This is a genomic window from Mycolicibacterium elephantis DSM 44368 (assembly GCF_004014805.1).
Lineage (GTDB): Bacteria > Actinomycetota > Actinomycetes > Mycobacteriales > Mycobacteriaceae > Mycobacterium > Mycobacterium elephantis.
This window is the reverse complement of record NZ_ATDN01000020.1, coordinates 96,418-109,790: the sequence shown is the minus strand read 5'-3', so window position 1 is coordinate 109,790 and position 13,373 is coordinate 96,418. Positions and strand designations below refer to the sequence as shown.

The following is a 13,373-nucleotide window of genomic DNA, read 5'->3' as shown; positions in this document are numbered from 1 at the left end:
ACCACCGAAACCGGCGGCCCCAAACTCGACCGCGACACCGGCATCGTCACCTACCCCGACGGCTCCACCTACGACATGCGCACCGGCGTCGAAACCTACCCCGACGGCTCCACCTACGACACGCGCACCGGCGCATCAGCACGACCGGTGCATGAGCATGGCACCACCGAAACCGGCGGGGCGAAGTACAACCCCGACAGCGGGCAGTGGGACAACCCCGACGGGTCCTCCTCGGAGTCCGACCCCGAGTCAGACGGCTCCGAATTCAGCGGCTCGGGATCGGGCGGCTCGGGATCGGGCAGTTCCGGATCGACCAGCGGCGACGACGCCGACGACGACGACAGCGACTCCGAGGACTCCTCGACAGACGACACCGATAGCGGCGATGACACCGGAGAAGGCGACGGCGACTCGCTGCTCATGGACGGGTTCACCAGCGGCAGCGCTGGTTCCGCGGGCGCCAGCCCGGCCGCGGCGATACGCGACTGGGCGACCAACCCCGACCGAGGCGACACGTCGGTCTTCGGGGAGGCCGGCGAGGACGCACCGCCGGCGCGCGGCGTACCCAGCGGGGTCGTCCAACCCGGCGCCAACCCGGACGGCGACGGGTCATCGTCGCCCGACAGGCCCGCCATCGACACCGGCGATGACCAACCGGTCGTGTCGACCTACCAATGGAATTCCGGCGACGAGGACGGCAGCGACCTGGGCCCCGTAACCCAACCCGGCCCCGACGACACGGGCGTCATCGATGGCGGCATCGATTACTGGCTCGTCGACGACCTCACCACCGACCCACCGCCACTTGCCTAGCCGTGGCGGCCGACATGCGGCAGCGCAACGCCGCGCTCAATCGTCTGCCCGTGCAGTACGCCCGCGCGCTACGGCTGCGCGACGCGGGCATCCCCGACGAGGTGACCGCCGAGTGCATCGGCGTGGAGATCGAGGGCCTCCCGTTGGTGATGCGGGTGGCCGAAGCCAAGCTCGCCACGGCAATGGCAACCCGCGCGCAGGTCAACTCCCGGTCCGGGCCCAATCCCCCTGAAGGAGAAGATGATGAGCACCAATATCCACAGGCCGCTCACCGCGACGCTGGGTGCGACCGTGCTGACCGTCGTGCTTGCCGGTCAAATGCTCACGGCGCCAACGGCACACGGTGATCGGACGGTCAGTGCACAGGAGATCTGCAGCCAGGAGGGCCGGGTCGCCAAGGTGAGATGGTTCCCGCCGCCGGTCGTGGGGTACTGCGCCCACCCGTGGAGCATCTTGCCCGGCAATTCGCTCGACGCCGGCGAAGGTCCCATCTCCATCCGGGTGCCCGAAGGGTCGTACATGGTCAATCCCCTCGACCCGTTGAGCCCCTGGGTGATACCGGGCTAGGCGCGCCCCGCGTCGCAGCGCCGCACCGGTCAGGCGACCGGTTGCTGTCGGCGTACGGCGGTGCGAATAGGCTGGTCGGGCTCGATCGTGACGCCGACCAACTCCGCGGTGCCGTTGATGGCACCCATCATGATCGTCGTCATATGGGTGATGAACTTGTCGGCGGACATGCGACGCTCGTCCTCGTCGCCGGCGCCCAGCCACCAGTCCGTCGCCGACGCCGCGGTGCCGAAGATCGCGTACGCCGCGAGTTCGAAGGCCGCGGGGTCCAGCGCCATGTCCTGCAGTTCGCTGCTGATCATGTCGGCAACAGCCAGGGTGATCTCGCTGCCCTTGTTGACCGCCGTTATCGCCGCCGCCGACTTGTCGGCGAACCGGCCCTGCAGCAGAAAGCGGACCACGTTGGGGTGGCGCTCGACCAACTCGACGTAGTGCTCGACTCCCCGCCCGACGATGTCGCGTGTGGAGTCGGTCTCCACGTTGATCGACGGGATGATCGCGGCCCACAACATGTCGCGCATCCGCTGACCGATCTCGGTGAACATGTCCGACTTGTCGGCGAAGTGCCGGTAGATCTTGGGCTTGGCGGTACCGGCCTCCTCAGCGATCTCGCGCACGCTCACGTTGGGGCCGAGCCGGTCGATCGCGCGGAAGGCGGCGTCGACGATCTCCGCGCGCACCTTCTTGCGGTGCTCGCGCCAGCGCTCGCTGCGGGCGTCGACCTTGACACCCGGCTGGCCGCTCGACCGCGTCCTGGACCCTCGTCGCACCCGATCACTGTACCGCCCGGACACCGTTGACCTGCCCAGACCGAGGGTGTCTGGCCCGCAAAGGCGCTGACCGCCGCACAGCGTCTCGCGCATTCGTTCGATTACCGGCGCCGTACAGGTACCCGACTACTCGGGCCGCGGGCCCGCCCCCGCCTTACGTTGCCGGTGTCAGGCAGCGGGCACCGGCTTCGAACCGAGGGGTGGACATGGCTACCACGTCGTCCTACATCGCACGCCTCGGCGCACTGGCCGTGGCGCTCGGGGTGGGCGCCGCAGTCGTGACCGGGAACGGGACCGCGTCAGCAAACCCCGACGAGCCGGGTACGAATTCGGGTTCGGAGTCCTCCGCGGAGTCCGCCCCGGCCGCGTCCGCCGCCGAGTCGGAATCCGGTCCGAGTCTCGGTGCGCCACCGTCGGCCGCCTCCGATGCGGCGGGCGAATCTACCGCGACGGATACCCGAACCGCGCCACGTGGTCAGGTGCTGAACACGGGCGGGGCCCGCACAAGCCGGCGAGCCACCGCCACGGAACCCGCACAACCGGCGATCGAACCGGCCACATCGCAGCTGACGGAGCCCGAACCGGCCGAGCCCGAGCCTGGCGAACCGGAAGGGAAGAGCGACATCCCAGCCGTCTCGTCGGATCTTCGAGCACACAAACGCTCCGACACGGTCTCCCAAAAAGCCCGGGTGAGTGCGCCGTCCACAACCGGTGACCGGACAGGGGCTGCCGGATCGACGGCGCCGCGGCCGCGCGTCGAGGCGCACCAGGATCGGCCCGGCGTCGTCGAGGACGCGCGGACCGAGAACGAGGGCGGCCCGCCGCGCCCTGCCACGGCCGACTTGCCGGCCACTCGCGCGATCACGTCCGCGCCGGAAAGAATCTCGACCGCCGCGGCGCTGCCCGCCCCGCCGCCGGTCCACCGCCGGGTGACCGAACTGTTGTCCGTCCTCGCCTTCGGCCCGATGGCGGGCGATGTCCCGAGCATGCCGACCCGGTCGCCGATCGCACTCGCGCTGATGGCGACGGCCGTCCGCCGCGAGGCCGAGCACGCGCTCTCCGACCTGGCGATCCCGGCCATGAGCCCGGCTCCGGTGGCCGCCATGGTCCTGCAGCCCCAATCGCGTGAACTGCTGGTGCTCGCCGTCCCGGTCGGGCCCGATCTGAGCATGTCGGTCGGCGGCCTGATCCGGATCACCCTGGGCGACGGCGGGGCGATCGCGATCTCCAGCGGCAGGGGCTCGATGGCGATCGCCGTGGGCGAAGGCGCCACCGCGTTCGCCACGGACGGCAATTTCAACCGCGCGGCCGCCTACGGCGCCCACAGTTCGGCCACCGCAACCGGCGGCAACAACAACACCGCCACCGCGTCCGGCGACGGGACCAGCGCCCGCGCCGTCGGCGACAACAACACCGCCCGCGCCGAGGGGGTGGACAGCGTTGCCAACGCCGAGGGCACCGACAGCACCGCCGACGCGATCGGAACCAAGAACCTCGCCACCGCGATAGGCGAATCCAGTACCGCCGCCGCACTATTCGGCACGGGCAACAGGGCCACCGTCAACGGTGACAACAGCACCGCGGTCGTAATGGACAGCGACAACAGCACCGCGCAGGTCATTGGAGACCGCAGCAACGCGGTGGTGAGGTTCGGCGACCGCAATCACGCATCCATCATGGGCAACGACAGCCGAGCCGAGGCTCGCCTCGGAACCGCCAACGAAGCCTCCGTCATCGGCGACAACAGCCACGCCGGCGCGATCATCGGCAGCGGCAACATCGCTCGCACCACCGGCGACGGAAGCAATGCCGGTGCCGGCAACGGCGACAACAACACCGCCACCGTCACCGGAAACAACAGCATCGCCAGCGCACAACGCGGCGACGACAACACCGCGACCGTCGACGGCGACAACAGTGCGGCGACCGCCGTCGACGGGCACGGCAACACGGCGTTGGTGATCGGCAACGACAGCGGCGCGATCGCCGGCAACGGCGAAGCCAATCTCGCGGTGGTGCGGGGCGATTCGAGCATCGCCGATTCCGGGTCTGGGTTCGCCAACACCGCCACGGTCGAAGGGTTCGACAGCAGCGCGCACGCATTGATCGGTGACTTCAACGCCGCACACGTGACGGGCGACGAGAGCCACGCCTTCGCGGGGTTCTTCGGGGGCGGACGGACCACCAACAGCACCGCCCTCGTAAACGGCAATCTCAGCGTGGCCGTCGCGAACTTCGGCGACTCCAACGCCGCCACCGTCATCGGCGACCGCAGCACCGCCAGGGCAGGGGACGGCGACAACAACACCGCAACCGTCGAGGGCGTCGACAGCACCGCCTCCGCCGGGCTGCCCGGCAACGACAACACGGCCACCGTCGACGGCCGCAACAGCGCCGCGACCGCCGGTCCGGGCAACAACAACACCGCCGGCGCCACCGGCGACGGCATCATCGCGAACACCGGCCCCGGCGACGGCCTTACCGTGGTCCTGCCCTGACGATCGCCGCGGCTTTCCTCACCGTTCACCGGTCGGCCCTGGACACCCCTTGACCTGCCAGGACCATGTGTCCAATCGCACATGAAGGCACCGGCTAGAGCCGTTCCGCGGACGGCGAAGGTGGCATGTGCGCAGGTAGTATCGCGACGACAACCCCAATCGACGAGACGAGTTTCATGACGCAGCGATACGACCTGGTCATCGCCGGTGGTGGGCCGTCGGGCTCGGCCGCCGCGTGGCAGGCCGCGCAGACCGGCGCGAAGGTAGTGGTCTTGGACAAGGCCGAGTTTCCGCGCGACAAGCCGTGTGGGGACGGCCTGACCGCGCGCGCGGTCAGCTACCTGCAGAAGATGGGCCTGGCCCACGAGGTCGCCAAGTTCCACCGGGTCAACCGGGTCACGGTGTTCAGCCCCAGCCAGTGGGAGCTGTCCTTCCCGCGCCGCCCCGGCATGCCCGACCACGGCCACACCGTGAGCCGGACCGAACTGGACACGCTGCTGCTCAAGCACGCCGAGTCCGCGGGCGCCGAGGTGCGTCAGTCCGCGGAGGTGACGGCACCGATCGTGGAGAACGGCCGCGTGGTGGGTGTGACGCTGCGGAGCGGCGAGAAGGTGTACGGCGACGCGGTGATCGCCGCCGACGGCGCCTACTCCCCGATCAAGCGGGCGCTGAAGATCGATTCGGAGTACAACGGCTACTCGGCGATCGCGATCCGGTCGGAGATGTATGCCAACCGGCCCGACTCCGACAGCCTCGACATCTACCTCAAGCTGGTCTTCGAGGGCGACCAGCTGCCCGGCTACGGCTGGGTGTTCCCGATGGGCGGCGGCCGGTTCAACATCGGGCTGGGCTATGTCAACAGCTACAAGAACTGGCAGTCGATCAACGCCACCCAGTTCCTCGGTGAGTTCCTGCGCACACTGCCGCCGGAGTGGGAGCTGCCGCCGATCGAGGAACTGAAGAAGAACAAGAGCGTGCGCGCGTGGCGGCTGCCGATGGGATTCACCGCGTGGCCACCGTGGCGCCCCGGGGTGCTGTTCACCGGCGATTCGCTGGGCGCGGGCAAGCCGGCGTCGGGTGCGGGCATCTCCAAGGCGCTCGAATCCGGTTTGGCCGCAGGCGAATGCGCGATCGCCGCGCTGACCAACGGCGGTCCCGACGACTTCACCAACTACGCGCAGCGGATGGAGGCGGCGTGGGGCAGGGAGTACCGGCGCGGCCGCTACTTCCACAAGCTGCTCGGCTATCCGAAGTTGGCCAACGCCGGTATCAAGCTCATCGACAACGCCGCGTTCCGCGACCGGATGCTCAAGGCGCTGTACAAGAAGGCCCAGGGGCCACAGCACACGGTCAAATAGGCACCCGGCTAGGCCGGCCGCAACGCCAAGCTGACCTCACACGAGCCCGCCGTGGCGTCGGGGGTGACGGCCGCGTGGTAACGGGCGCCGATCGCGTCGACGTTGCGCTCGATGACCTCTTGGATCAGGCCTTGCTGTATTCCGCGCACCACCTCCGGCGCCGTCGCGGCCACCTCGGCCAGCGGACACGTGCAGATCTGCACGGTCACCTCACCGAACGAGTCGAGGACCGAACGCACCTGAAATCCCAATTCCCCCAACGTCGCAACCACCAGGTCCGCGACCGTCGTCTCCTCCCGCCTGCGCGCCACCCGCACCCGGTGCGCGAGATCCGCGCCGATCTGCAGCGCGCGTTGTTCGCGTTCCTCGGCCGTGCCACCGAGGTGTGCGGCGAACAGCGACACGATGTCGGCGTAGTCGAGCCTGGGTGCCAGTTCGTAGGTGAGCCGCGGCCGTCCGGCGCGTCCGCCCTTGACTTCGCCGCGCCGGACGACGCCCTGGGACTCCAAGGCGGTCAGGTGAAACCGGGCGGTGGTGACGTGAATGCGTAGTTTTTCGGCGATGTGGCGCACGTCCACGGGTCCGGGCGCGGACCGCAACAGGCCCAGAACCCGCTGCCGCTGTTGGCCTGCCGCGCGCAGCGAGGGTGCACCGACTCCGTGGTGCTGCACTGCCATCACGTCAGTCTGTCACCGTGCCGGGACGACGCCGACCACCGACACCGCGGTCAACTTGTCCCGGTACTTCTGGAAGGTGCGACGCATGCCGAGGACCCGACGGCGGGCCGCCGGCCTGCGGATCAGGTTGCCGGCGATTCGCAACGCGCCGAACAGGCCTTCGTCCGCGAGCACCCGGGTCGGGTTGAGCAGCGCCATCGGGGCGTAGTCGATGGTGACGTCGGTGAAGCCGGCGTCGGTGAGCAGTCGCACCCACTCCCCCGCGGTGAGCGGGCGGGCGTTGACCTTGATCGCGCGCGACATGCCGCGCCGAATCTCGTCCTTGGTCTCCTGCGCGATGGAGTCCGGTTGAAGACCGAGTTCGTGGATCGCGTACCGGCCGCCGGGACGCAGCACCCGGAACGCCTCGTCGACGATCGCCCGTTTGGCCTTGTCTCCCTGCATGGTCAGCATGGCCTCACCGATCACCACGTCGACGCTGGCATCCGGCAGCCCGGTGTCCGAGGCGTCGGCGACCACCACCTTGCCGTCGACCGGCGCGACCACCTCGCGCACGGCCTCGGTGGCTGCCGCGGTGTCGTCCACGCCGACGTAGGACCGCGGCTCGAGGGCGACGATGTCGCGCGCGGTGCGCCCCAGCCCGGGACCGAGTTCGACGACGTCGGCGCCGCCGATTCGCGCCGCGGCCAACATCCGCGTCGTCAGTTCCAGGCCGCCGGGGCGCAGCACCCGCTTGCCCAGGCGCGCGAGCAGCCAGTGCCCCGGCAGATCGGCGTCGGATCGCTGGGCCAGCGGAAGCGTTTGCCTGTCAGTCATTTCGAATTGTCCTTTCGACGGCGGCGATCACGAAGATCGCCGTGAACACAGCGCATGCATACAGCAGCGCGGTGGTCTGGCCCCACGGCGGGGTGAGCACGCTGTCCTGGCCCGTCCCGTACACCGCGTTGAGCAGCGGCATGAACCGCTGCAGCGAGGCGCCGCTGGGCAGGTATGCCGCGGCGGATTCGAACGCGTAGGCCCACAGCAGGATCGCGCCCGCCGCACCGATCGGTGAGCGGATGAGCGCACCGACACCCACCCCAGCACCCGCGGCGAAGAACGCCAGCAGCGGCACGGTCCACAACAACCGTGCGCCGACCGGATCGGTGACCGAGACCGTCCCGTACACCAGCGGTGAGATGAGCGGCAGCAGGGTCAGCACCACGACCAGGGTCACCGCGGCGACGGCCGCGGCCACCGCCCCGTAGAACAGCCAGCGCCCGACCAGCACCGGCCAGGCCGGGCGTATCGCGAGCCGAACGTATTGCCCTGTGCGGTACCGGTTCTCCGTTGCCTGCCCGTCGGCACCGGCGACAGCGGCCAGCACGACGGTGATGGTGATCACCCAGTAGGCCGCGTTCGAGGTCGACACCTGCAACACCGAGATCTGTCCGGGGATGCGTGCGAACGACTCGGCCACCGCGGCGATGCCGAAGGTGATCGCCATCGGTATCGCCGCGGCCGCAGGCATCACGACTGCCCACAGCCGGCTGCGGCCGCCGGTGCGGATGTACTCCGCCCGCATGCTGCGCCCGACCAGGGTGGGCGCGGCGCTCACGCGCACTCCAGCAAGGTGGCCTCCAGCCATTCCCGGATGTCGGCATCGACGGGAGCCAGTTGCTGCAGCTCGCCGACCGCCTGTAGCCGCCCGTCGACCAGCAACGCGATCCGGTCCGCGGTCAACGTCACCTCGCCGAGCAGATGCGTGGCCACCACCACCGCGCATCCCGCGTCGGCGAGGCGGCGCAGCAGACCGCGGAACCAGACGATGCCGGGCACGTCCAGACCGTTGAGGGGCTCGTCGAAGAGCAGCGCTCGCGGCTCACCGAGCAGTGCGGAGCCGATCGCCAGCCGCTGCCGCGCCCCCAGCGACAAGGCGCCGATGCGTTCGGAGCGTTGGTCCTGCAGACCCACCTCCGCCAGCACGTGCTCGACGCGGGCCGTCTGCACCCCGGACAACGCGGCCAACCAGGACAGGTGACGCAGCACGGTGTGGCGGGGGTCCATCGCTTCGGGACCGAGGTGCACCCCCAGCAGCCCCGGCTCGTCGCGGCGGTGTCGACCACACACGACGACCGAGCCGGCGTCGGGCCGGTCCAGACCGGCGATCAGACGCAGCAGCGTCGTCTTGCCCGCGCCATTGAGGCCGAGCAGGGCGGTCACGGTACCCGCGGGAAAATCGGCTGTGACATCGTCGATGGCGCGCCGGCCACCGAAAGTCTTTGCCAATCCCTGGGTTTGGATCATCGCTCGGTCACTGGAAATTGCACGGGATCGGTAGGCCCAGCGTCTTGATCCCGTTGCACAGGGACTTGCTCGCGAGCTTCCATCGGCCGTCGATGCGTCGCCACTCGGCGGGCACCTGGATGGTCGGGGCGCCTTGCCTGCTGGCGTTGATGACGGCGGTGTGGCGATCAGCCTCGTGTGTCTCCGGGCCGGTGACCACGCTCGATCCGCGCGGGGGGCGGAAGAACCCGACGCGGTAGACCATCTTCGGCACCACCACAGCGCGGTCGCCGCCTTCGAGCTGGGCGGCCTTCACCCAGTCCGGTGCCGGGGTGGCCACAAGCAGCCGGATCTGGGCATCGAGTTCAGCCAGCGAGGGCACCTCAGAGGTGATCGCATAATCCTGGTCGAAGCCCGGTTGAGCGTGGGCCACGGGAACACCTCCGAGAATCGCGGCGGTGGTGAGCGCCGACACCACCGCGACGCGGAGACCTTTCAACATCCACCGGCTCCCATTTAGAGGACATCTTTGCGGCTAATGTAAGGCGCGATATTCAATTAGGCAAGCCTTACCTGTTCGAGTAGGGTGCGCACCTGCTCGTCGCAAACTCCAGCGTCCGCAGCGTGCTCGGGCGACACTTACCCAAAGCCGGAGGGGGAGGTCGCCTTGCGCAGCACCGTCGCTGTCGCCGCCGTACGTGCCGTGTCGGTGGTCGCGTCGTTGCTGCTCGGCTATCTCGTCGCGCTGGCGCTGGCCCCGCAGGTCAGAGACCGGGCACCGGCGACGCTGCAGTGGTTCGGGCGTCCGGGTTCATGGCAGACCATCGCGATCGTGGTCACCGTTCTGGCCCTGCTCGGGATCCTCGTCGTCCGTGCGCAGGGCGTGCGACGCCCGGGCGCCCCGGTGGCAGTCGTCGCAGGCCTCGCGCTGATCAGCGCCGTGCTGGGGCTGGCGTCCTACTGGGACTGCCACGACGACGAGCATCCGTGGTTCTTCCGCCCGTTGATGTTCACCGCGTCGGTGGTCAAGGGCGGCACCGGCGACCAATCGCTGGGCGGCCAGACATGCCCGACGCCCACTCCGGTGGCGCTCGAGATAGCGCGACTGTCGGCGCTGGCGGCGATCTTCCTGAGCGTGATCGGCGTGGCGGCGGCGTTGTTCCGGTCCCGAATGGACCGCCTGCGCGTATATTTCGCGCGGTCCGTCACCGCAGTGGTGGACGTCGACGACGACACCCTGTCCATGGTGAGCGCCATCGCCAGGACGATGGACCCCCGGGGCACGCTGGTGCTGATCACCACCAGCCTCGACCACCCCTGCGTGCCGGAGGCGCGCAACCACGGCGCACGAGTCGTCGCCGTCGACTTCGATCGGCCGGACACCATGAAGGCCTTGTCGGTGTGGCGCAAGCTGGACCGGCTGTATCTGCTCTCGGCCGACCCGTCAAGTAATCTGTTGCGGCTGAAGGTCATTGAAGACCGAATGGCTGAAGTGAGCCGAAAACAGCGGCTGGCGTTCCACAGGTGCGGGTCCACCGACAGGCCGGTCTCGTCCCGGAACACCTCCAGCGACCGGCGCCGGTACCAGGGTTTGGCGAGGCGTTGCAGCGCTCGCTGCAACGCCGGGGCCAACCGGCCGTCAGCCGCGTGCGAGTAGGAGATGAAGGCGTCGTAGCGCATATCGCTCGCAGTTCGTGGCCGGGCAACACTTCCGACGGTGTCGGCGGATGCCCAGTATGCCCCGCGGAGCGGCCGAGTGTTGGCTTATTGCACGGTCAACCGGCGAACCGCGTGCGATAAACCGACTCTCGGCGTCCGAGCGCTACAGCATGCAGGAGACGCAGCCCTCGACCTCGGTGCCTTCCAGCGCCATCTGGCGGAGCCGGATGTAGTACAGCGTCTTGATTCCCTTGCGCCAAGCGTAGATCTGGGCCTTGTTGACGTCTCGCGTGGTCGCGGTGTCCTTGAAGAACAGCGTCAGCGAGAGCCCCTGGTCCACGTGCTGCGTCGCGGCGGCGTAGGTGTCGATGACCTTCTCGTAGCCGATCTCGTAGGCGTCCTGGAAGTACTCCAGGTTGTCGTTGGTCATGTACGGCGCCGGATAGTAGACCCGCCCGATCTTGCCTTCCTTGCGGATCTCGATCTTGGATGCGATCGGATGGATCGAGCTCGTCGAGTGGTTGATGTAGCTGATCGACCCCGTCGGCGGCACCGCCTGCAGGTTCTGGTTGTAGATGCCGTGCTCCTGCACCGAGGCCTTGAGTCGCTTCCAATCCTCCTGGGTCGGAATGCGAATGCCCGCGTCGGCGAACAGCTTCCGGACCTTGTCGGTCTTCGGCTCCCACACCTGGTCGGTGTACTTGTCGAAGAACTCACCGGTGGCGTACTTGGAGCGCTCGAAGCCCTTGAAGTGGGCGCCGCGTTCGATCGCGATCTTGTTCGACGCCCGCAGTGCGTGGTAGCACACGGTGTAGAAGTACATGTTTGTGAAGTCGATGCCCTCTTCGGAGCCGTAGAAGATCCGCTCCCGGGCCAGATACCCGTGCAGGTTCATCTGCCCCAGTCCGATCGCGTGGGAGTCGTTGTTGCCCTGCTCGATCGACGGCACCGAGTAGATGTGGGTCTGGTCGGAGACGGCCGTCAGCGCCCGGATCGCTACCTCGACGGTCTGCGCGAAGTCCGGCGAGTCCATCGCCTTGGCGATGTTCAGCGAACCGAGGTTGCACGAAATGTCCTTGCCCACATGGGCGTAGGTCAAGTCCTCGTTGAACACCGACGGCGTGGAGACCTGCAGGATCTCCGAGCATAGGTTGGAATGGGTGATCTTGCCATCAATCGGGTTGGCTCGGTTGACGGTGTCTTCGAACATGATGTAGGGATAGCCCGACTCGAACTGCAGCTCGGCCAGCGTCTGGAAGAACTCGCGCGCCTTGATCTTCGTCTTGCGGATGCGCGCGTCGTCGACCATCTCGTAGTACTTCTCGGTCACCGAGATGTCGGCGAACGGCAGCCCGTAGACCCGCTCGACGTCGTACGGCGAGAACAGGTACATGTCTTCGTTCTTCTTGGCCAACTCGAACGTGATGTCCGGAATCACCACACCCAGCGACAGCGTCTTGATGCGGATCTTCTCGTCGGCGTTCTCCCGCTTGGTGTCCAGGAAGCGGTAGATGTCGGGATGGTGGGCATGCAGGTACACCGCCCCGGCGCCCTGGCGGGCGCCCAGCTGGTTGGCGTAGGAGAACGAGTCCTCCAGCAGCTTCATGATCGGGATGACGCCCGAGGACTGGTTCTCGATGTTCTTGATCGGCGCGCCGTGCTCACGAATGTTGGTCAGCAGCAACGCGACCCCGCCACCACGCTTGGACAGCTGCAGCGCGGAGTTGATCGAGCGGCCGATGGACTCCATGTTGTCCTCGATGCGCAACAGGAAGCAGCTCACCGGTTCGCCGCGCTGCTTCTTGCCCGAGTTGAGGAACGTCGGGGTGGCCGGCTGGAACCGGCCGTCCATGATCTCGTCGACCAGCTGCTCGGCCAGCTTGGTGTCGCCGGCGGCAAGCGTCAACGACACCATCACGACGCGGTCCTCGAAGCGCTCCAGGTATCGCTTGCCGTCGAAGGTCTTCAGCGTGTAGCTGGTGTAGTACTTGAACGCGCCGAGGAACGTGGGGAACCGGAACTTCTTCGCGTACGCCCGGTCGATCAGCGTCTTGACGAAGTTGCGCGAGTACTGGTCGAGCACCTCGCGTTCGTAGTAGTTCTGCTGGATCAGGTAGTCGAGCTTCTCGTCGATGTCATGGAAGAACACCGTGTTCTGGTTGACGTGCTCGCGGAAGAACTGATGCGCGGCTTCCCGGTCCTTGTCGAACTGAATCTTGCCGTCGGCGTCGTACAGATTCAGCATCGCGTTGAGCGCGTGGTAATCCGTTTCCCCGGGCAGCGTATGGGCGCCGCCGGTGGAGGGGGTGGTGGTTACAGGCTCTGCATCTGTGACGGTTGGTGGCACGTCTGGTCCTTCCAAAAGTCTTCCAAGCCCGCACGTACGGCTTCCACGTCGTCGGGGGTTCCCATGAGTTCAAAGCGGTACAGATACGGCACCCCGCACTTGCGGGACACCACGTCGCCGGCGTACGCGAATTCCGCGCCGAAGTTGTTGTTGCCCGCGGCGATGACGCCGCGGAGCAACGACCGGTTGTGTTCGTTGTTCAAGAACGCGATGACCTGTTTGGGGACATAGCCACCGTCGTTGATGTTGGGTGTGGCGCGCCCGCCGCCGTAGGTGGGAAGCACCAGCACGTAAGGTTCGTCGACCTCGATGCGTCCGTGCAGCGGGATCCGGATCGCCGGCAGCCCCAGCTTCTCGACGAAGCGGTGGGTGTTTTCCGACACGCTGGAGAAGTAGACGAGATTGCTCATCATCGACTC

The 13,373-nt window shown here is 67.7% G+C and carries 13 protein-coding genes; 5 read left to right on the top strand and 8 right to left on the bottom strand.

Going from position 1 to position 13,373, the window contains the following annotated elements; genetic code table 11:
* Both MELE44368_RS26645 and MELE44368_RS15345 read left to right on the top strand, forming a co-directional pair.
* A partial coding sequence (locus MELE44368_RS26645) for a hypothetical protein (protein ID WP_206613776.1) occupies positions 1-813 on the top strand: 813 nt, incomplete at its 5' end.
* 243 nt (positions 814-1,056) lie between these two features.
* Positions 1,057-1,380 (top strand): hypothetical protein, encoded by a 324-nt coding sequence (locus tag MELE44368_RS15345; RefSeq protein WP_128109286.1) that lies wholly within the window; start codon positions 1,057-1,059, stop codon positions 1,378-1,380.
* 29 nt (positions 1,381-1,409) lie between these two features.
* Here MELE44368_RS15345 and MELE44368_RS15340 read toward each other — a convergent pair whose 3' ends face one another.
* Positions 1,410-2,150: a TetR/AcrR family transcriptional regulator gene (locus MELE44368_RS15340; RefSeq protein ID WP_206613775.1), complete on the bottom strand. Its 741-nt coding sequence runs from the start codon at positions 2,148-2,150 to the stop codon at positions 1,410-1,412.
* A 206-nt stretch (positions 2,151-2,356) separates the two neighbouring features.
* Here MELE44368_RS15340 and MELE44368_RS15335 point away from each other — a divergent pair, with 206 nt between their 5' ends.
* Both MELE44368_RS15335 and MELE44368_RS15330 read left to right on the top strand, forming a co-directional pair.
* Positions 2,357-4,648 (top strand): hypothetical protein, encoded by a 2,292-nt coding sequence (locus MELE44368_RS15335; RefSeq protein ID WP_128109284.1) that lies wholly within the window; start codon positions 2,357-2,359, stop codon positions 4,646-4,648.
* A gap of 176 nt (positions 4,649-4,824) precedes the next feature.
* A complete protein-coding gene (locus tag MELE44368_RS15330; protein WP_128109283.1) occupies positions 4,825-6,006 on the top strand; it encodes an NAD(P)/FAD-dependent oxidoreductase in 1,182 nt (393 codons plus the stop codon).
* Between the two features lie 8 nt (positions 6,007-6,014).
* Here the strand turns inward: MELE44368_RS15330 and MELE44368_RS15325 are convergent, their stop codons facing one another.
* Genes MELE44368_RS15325 through MELE44368_RS15305 form a run of 5 tightly spaced genes read right to left on the bottom strand, consistent with a single transcriptional unit; the run spans position 6,015 to position 9,450 of the window.
* Positions 6,015-6,683 (bottom strand): helix-turn-helix transcriptional regulator, encoded by a 669-nt coding sequence (locus tag MELE44368_RS15325; RefSeq protein WP_128109282.1) that lies wholly within the window; start codon positions 6,681-6,683, stop codon positions 6,015-6,017.
* Positions 6,684-6,695: 12 nt separating this feature from the next.
* Complete coding sequence (locus tag MELE44368_RS15320) at positions 6,696-7,499, bottom strand: class I SAM-dependent methyltransferase (protein ID WP_128109281.1); 804 nt, start codon at positions 7,497-7,499, stop codon at positions 6,696-6,698.
* Positions 7,492-8,310 (bottom strand): ABC transporter permease, encoded by an 819-nt coding sequence (locus MELE44368_RS15315; RefSeq protein ID WP_409366125.1) that lies wholly within the window; start codon positions 8,308-8,310, stop codon positions 7,492-7,494. The genes MELE44368_RS15320 and MELE44368_RS15315 overlap by 8 nt, the downstream gene beginning before the upstream one ends.
* Complete coding sequence (locus MELE44368_RS15310) at positions 8,277-8,969, bottom strand: ABC transporter ATP-binding protein (RefSeq protein WP_128109280.1); 693 nt, start codon at positions 8,967-8,969, stop codon at positions 8,277-8,279. Before MELE44368_RS15310 ends, MELE44368_RS15315 begins: the two co-directional genes overlap by 34 nt.
* A 7-nt stretch (positions 8,970-8,976) precedes the next feature.
* Positions 8,977-9,450, bottom strand: a complete 474-nt coding sequence (locus MELE44368_RS15305; protein WP_128109279.1) for an MTB12 C-terminal domain-containing protein — start codon at positions 9,448-9,450, stop codon at positions 8,977-8,979.
* A gap of 165 nt (positions 9,451-9,615) precedes the next feature.
* Here MELE44368_RS15305 and MELE44368_RS26640 point away from each other — a divergent pair, with 165 nt between their 5' ends.
* Complete coding sequence (locus tag MELE44368_RS26640) at positions 9,616-10,605, top strand: hypothetical protein (protein WP_164890114.1); 990 nt, start codon at positions 9,616-9,618, stop codon at positions 10,603-10,605.
* Positions 10,606-10,770: 165 nt separating this feature from the next.
* On the opposite strand, the gene nrdE is transcribed toward MELE44368_RS26640, so the two are convergent.
* Positions 10,771-12,954, bottom strand: coding sequence for a class 1b ribonucleoside-diphosphate reductase subunit alpha (gene nrdE, locus MELE44368_RS15295; protein WP_128109277.1), 2,184 nt, complete (start codon positions 12,952-12,954; stop codon positions 10,771-10,773).
* Positions 12,921-13,364, bottom strand: coding sequence for a class Ib ribonucleoside-diphosphate reductase assembly flavoprotein NrdI (nrdI, locus tag MELE44368_RS15290; protein ID WP_046750617.1), 444 nt, complete (start codon positions 13,362-13,364; stop codon positions 12,921-12,923). Before nrdI ends, nrdE begins: the two co-directional genes overlap by 34 nt.
* Positions 13,365-13,373 lie beyond the last annotated feature (9 nt).

Excerpts from the sequence above, each read along its gene's own strand:
- MELE44368_RS15330 (WP_128109283.1), top strand. The coding sequence starts at position 4,825 with ATGACGCAGCGATACGACCTGGTCATCGCCGGTGGTGGGCCGTCGGGC.
- MELE44368_RS15315 (WP_409366125.1), bottom strand. The coding sequence starts at position 8,310 with ATGGCTGGAGGCCACCTTGCTGGAGTGCGCGTGAGCGCCGCGCCCACC.
- nrdI (WP_046750617.1), bottom strand. The coding sequence starts at position 13,364 with ATGAGCAATCTCGTCTACTTCTCCAGCGTGTCGGAAAACACCCACCGC.
- MELE44368_RS15310 (WP_128109280.1), bottom strand. The coding sequence starts at position 8,969 with ATGATCCAAACCCAGGGATTGGCAAAGACTTTCGGTGGCCGGCGCGCC.
- MELE44368_RS15320 (WP_128109281.1), bottom strand. The coding sequence starts at position 7,499 with ATGACTGACAGGCAAACGCTTCCGCTGGCCCAGCGATCCGACGCCGAT.
- MELE44368_RS15335 (WP_128109284.1), top strand. The coding sequence starts at position 2,357 with ATGGCTACCACGTCGTCCTACATCGCACGCCTCGGCGCACTGGCCGTG.
- MELE44368_RS15345 (WP_128109286.1), top strand. The coding sequence starts at position 1,057 with ATGAGCACCAATATCCACAGGCCGCTCACCGCGACGCTGGGTGCGACC.
- MELE44368_RS15305 (WP_128109279.1), bottom strand. The coding sequence starts at position 9,450 with ATGTTGAAAGGTCTCCGCGTCGCGGTGGTGTCGGCGCTCACCACCGCC.
- MELE44368_RS15325 (WP_128109282.1), bottom strand. The coding sequence starts at position 6,683 with ATGGCAGTGCAGCACCACGGAGTCGGTGCACCCTCGCTGCGCGCGGCA.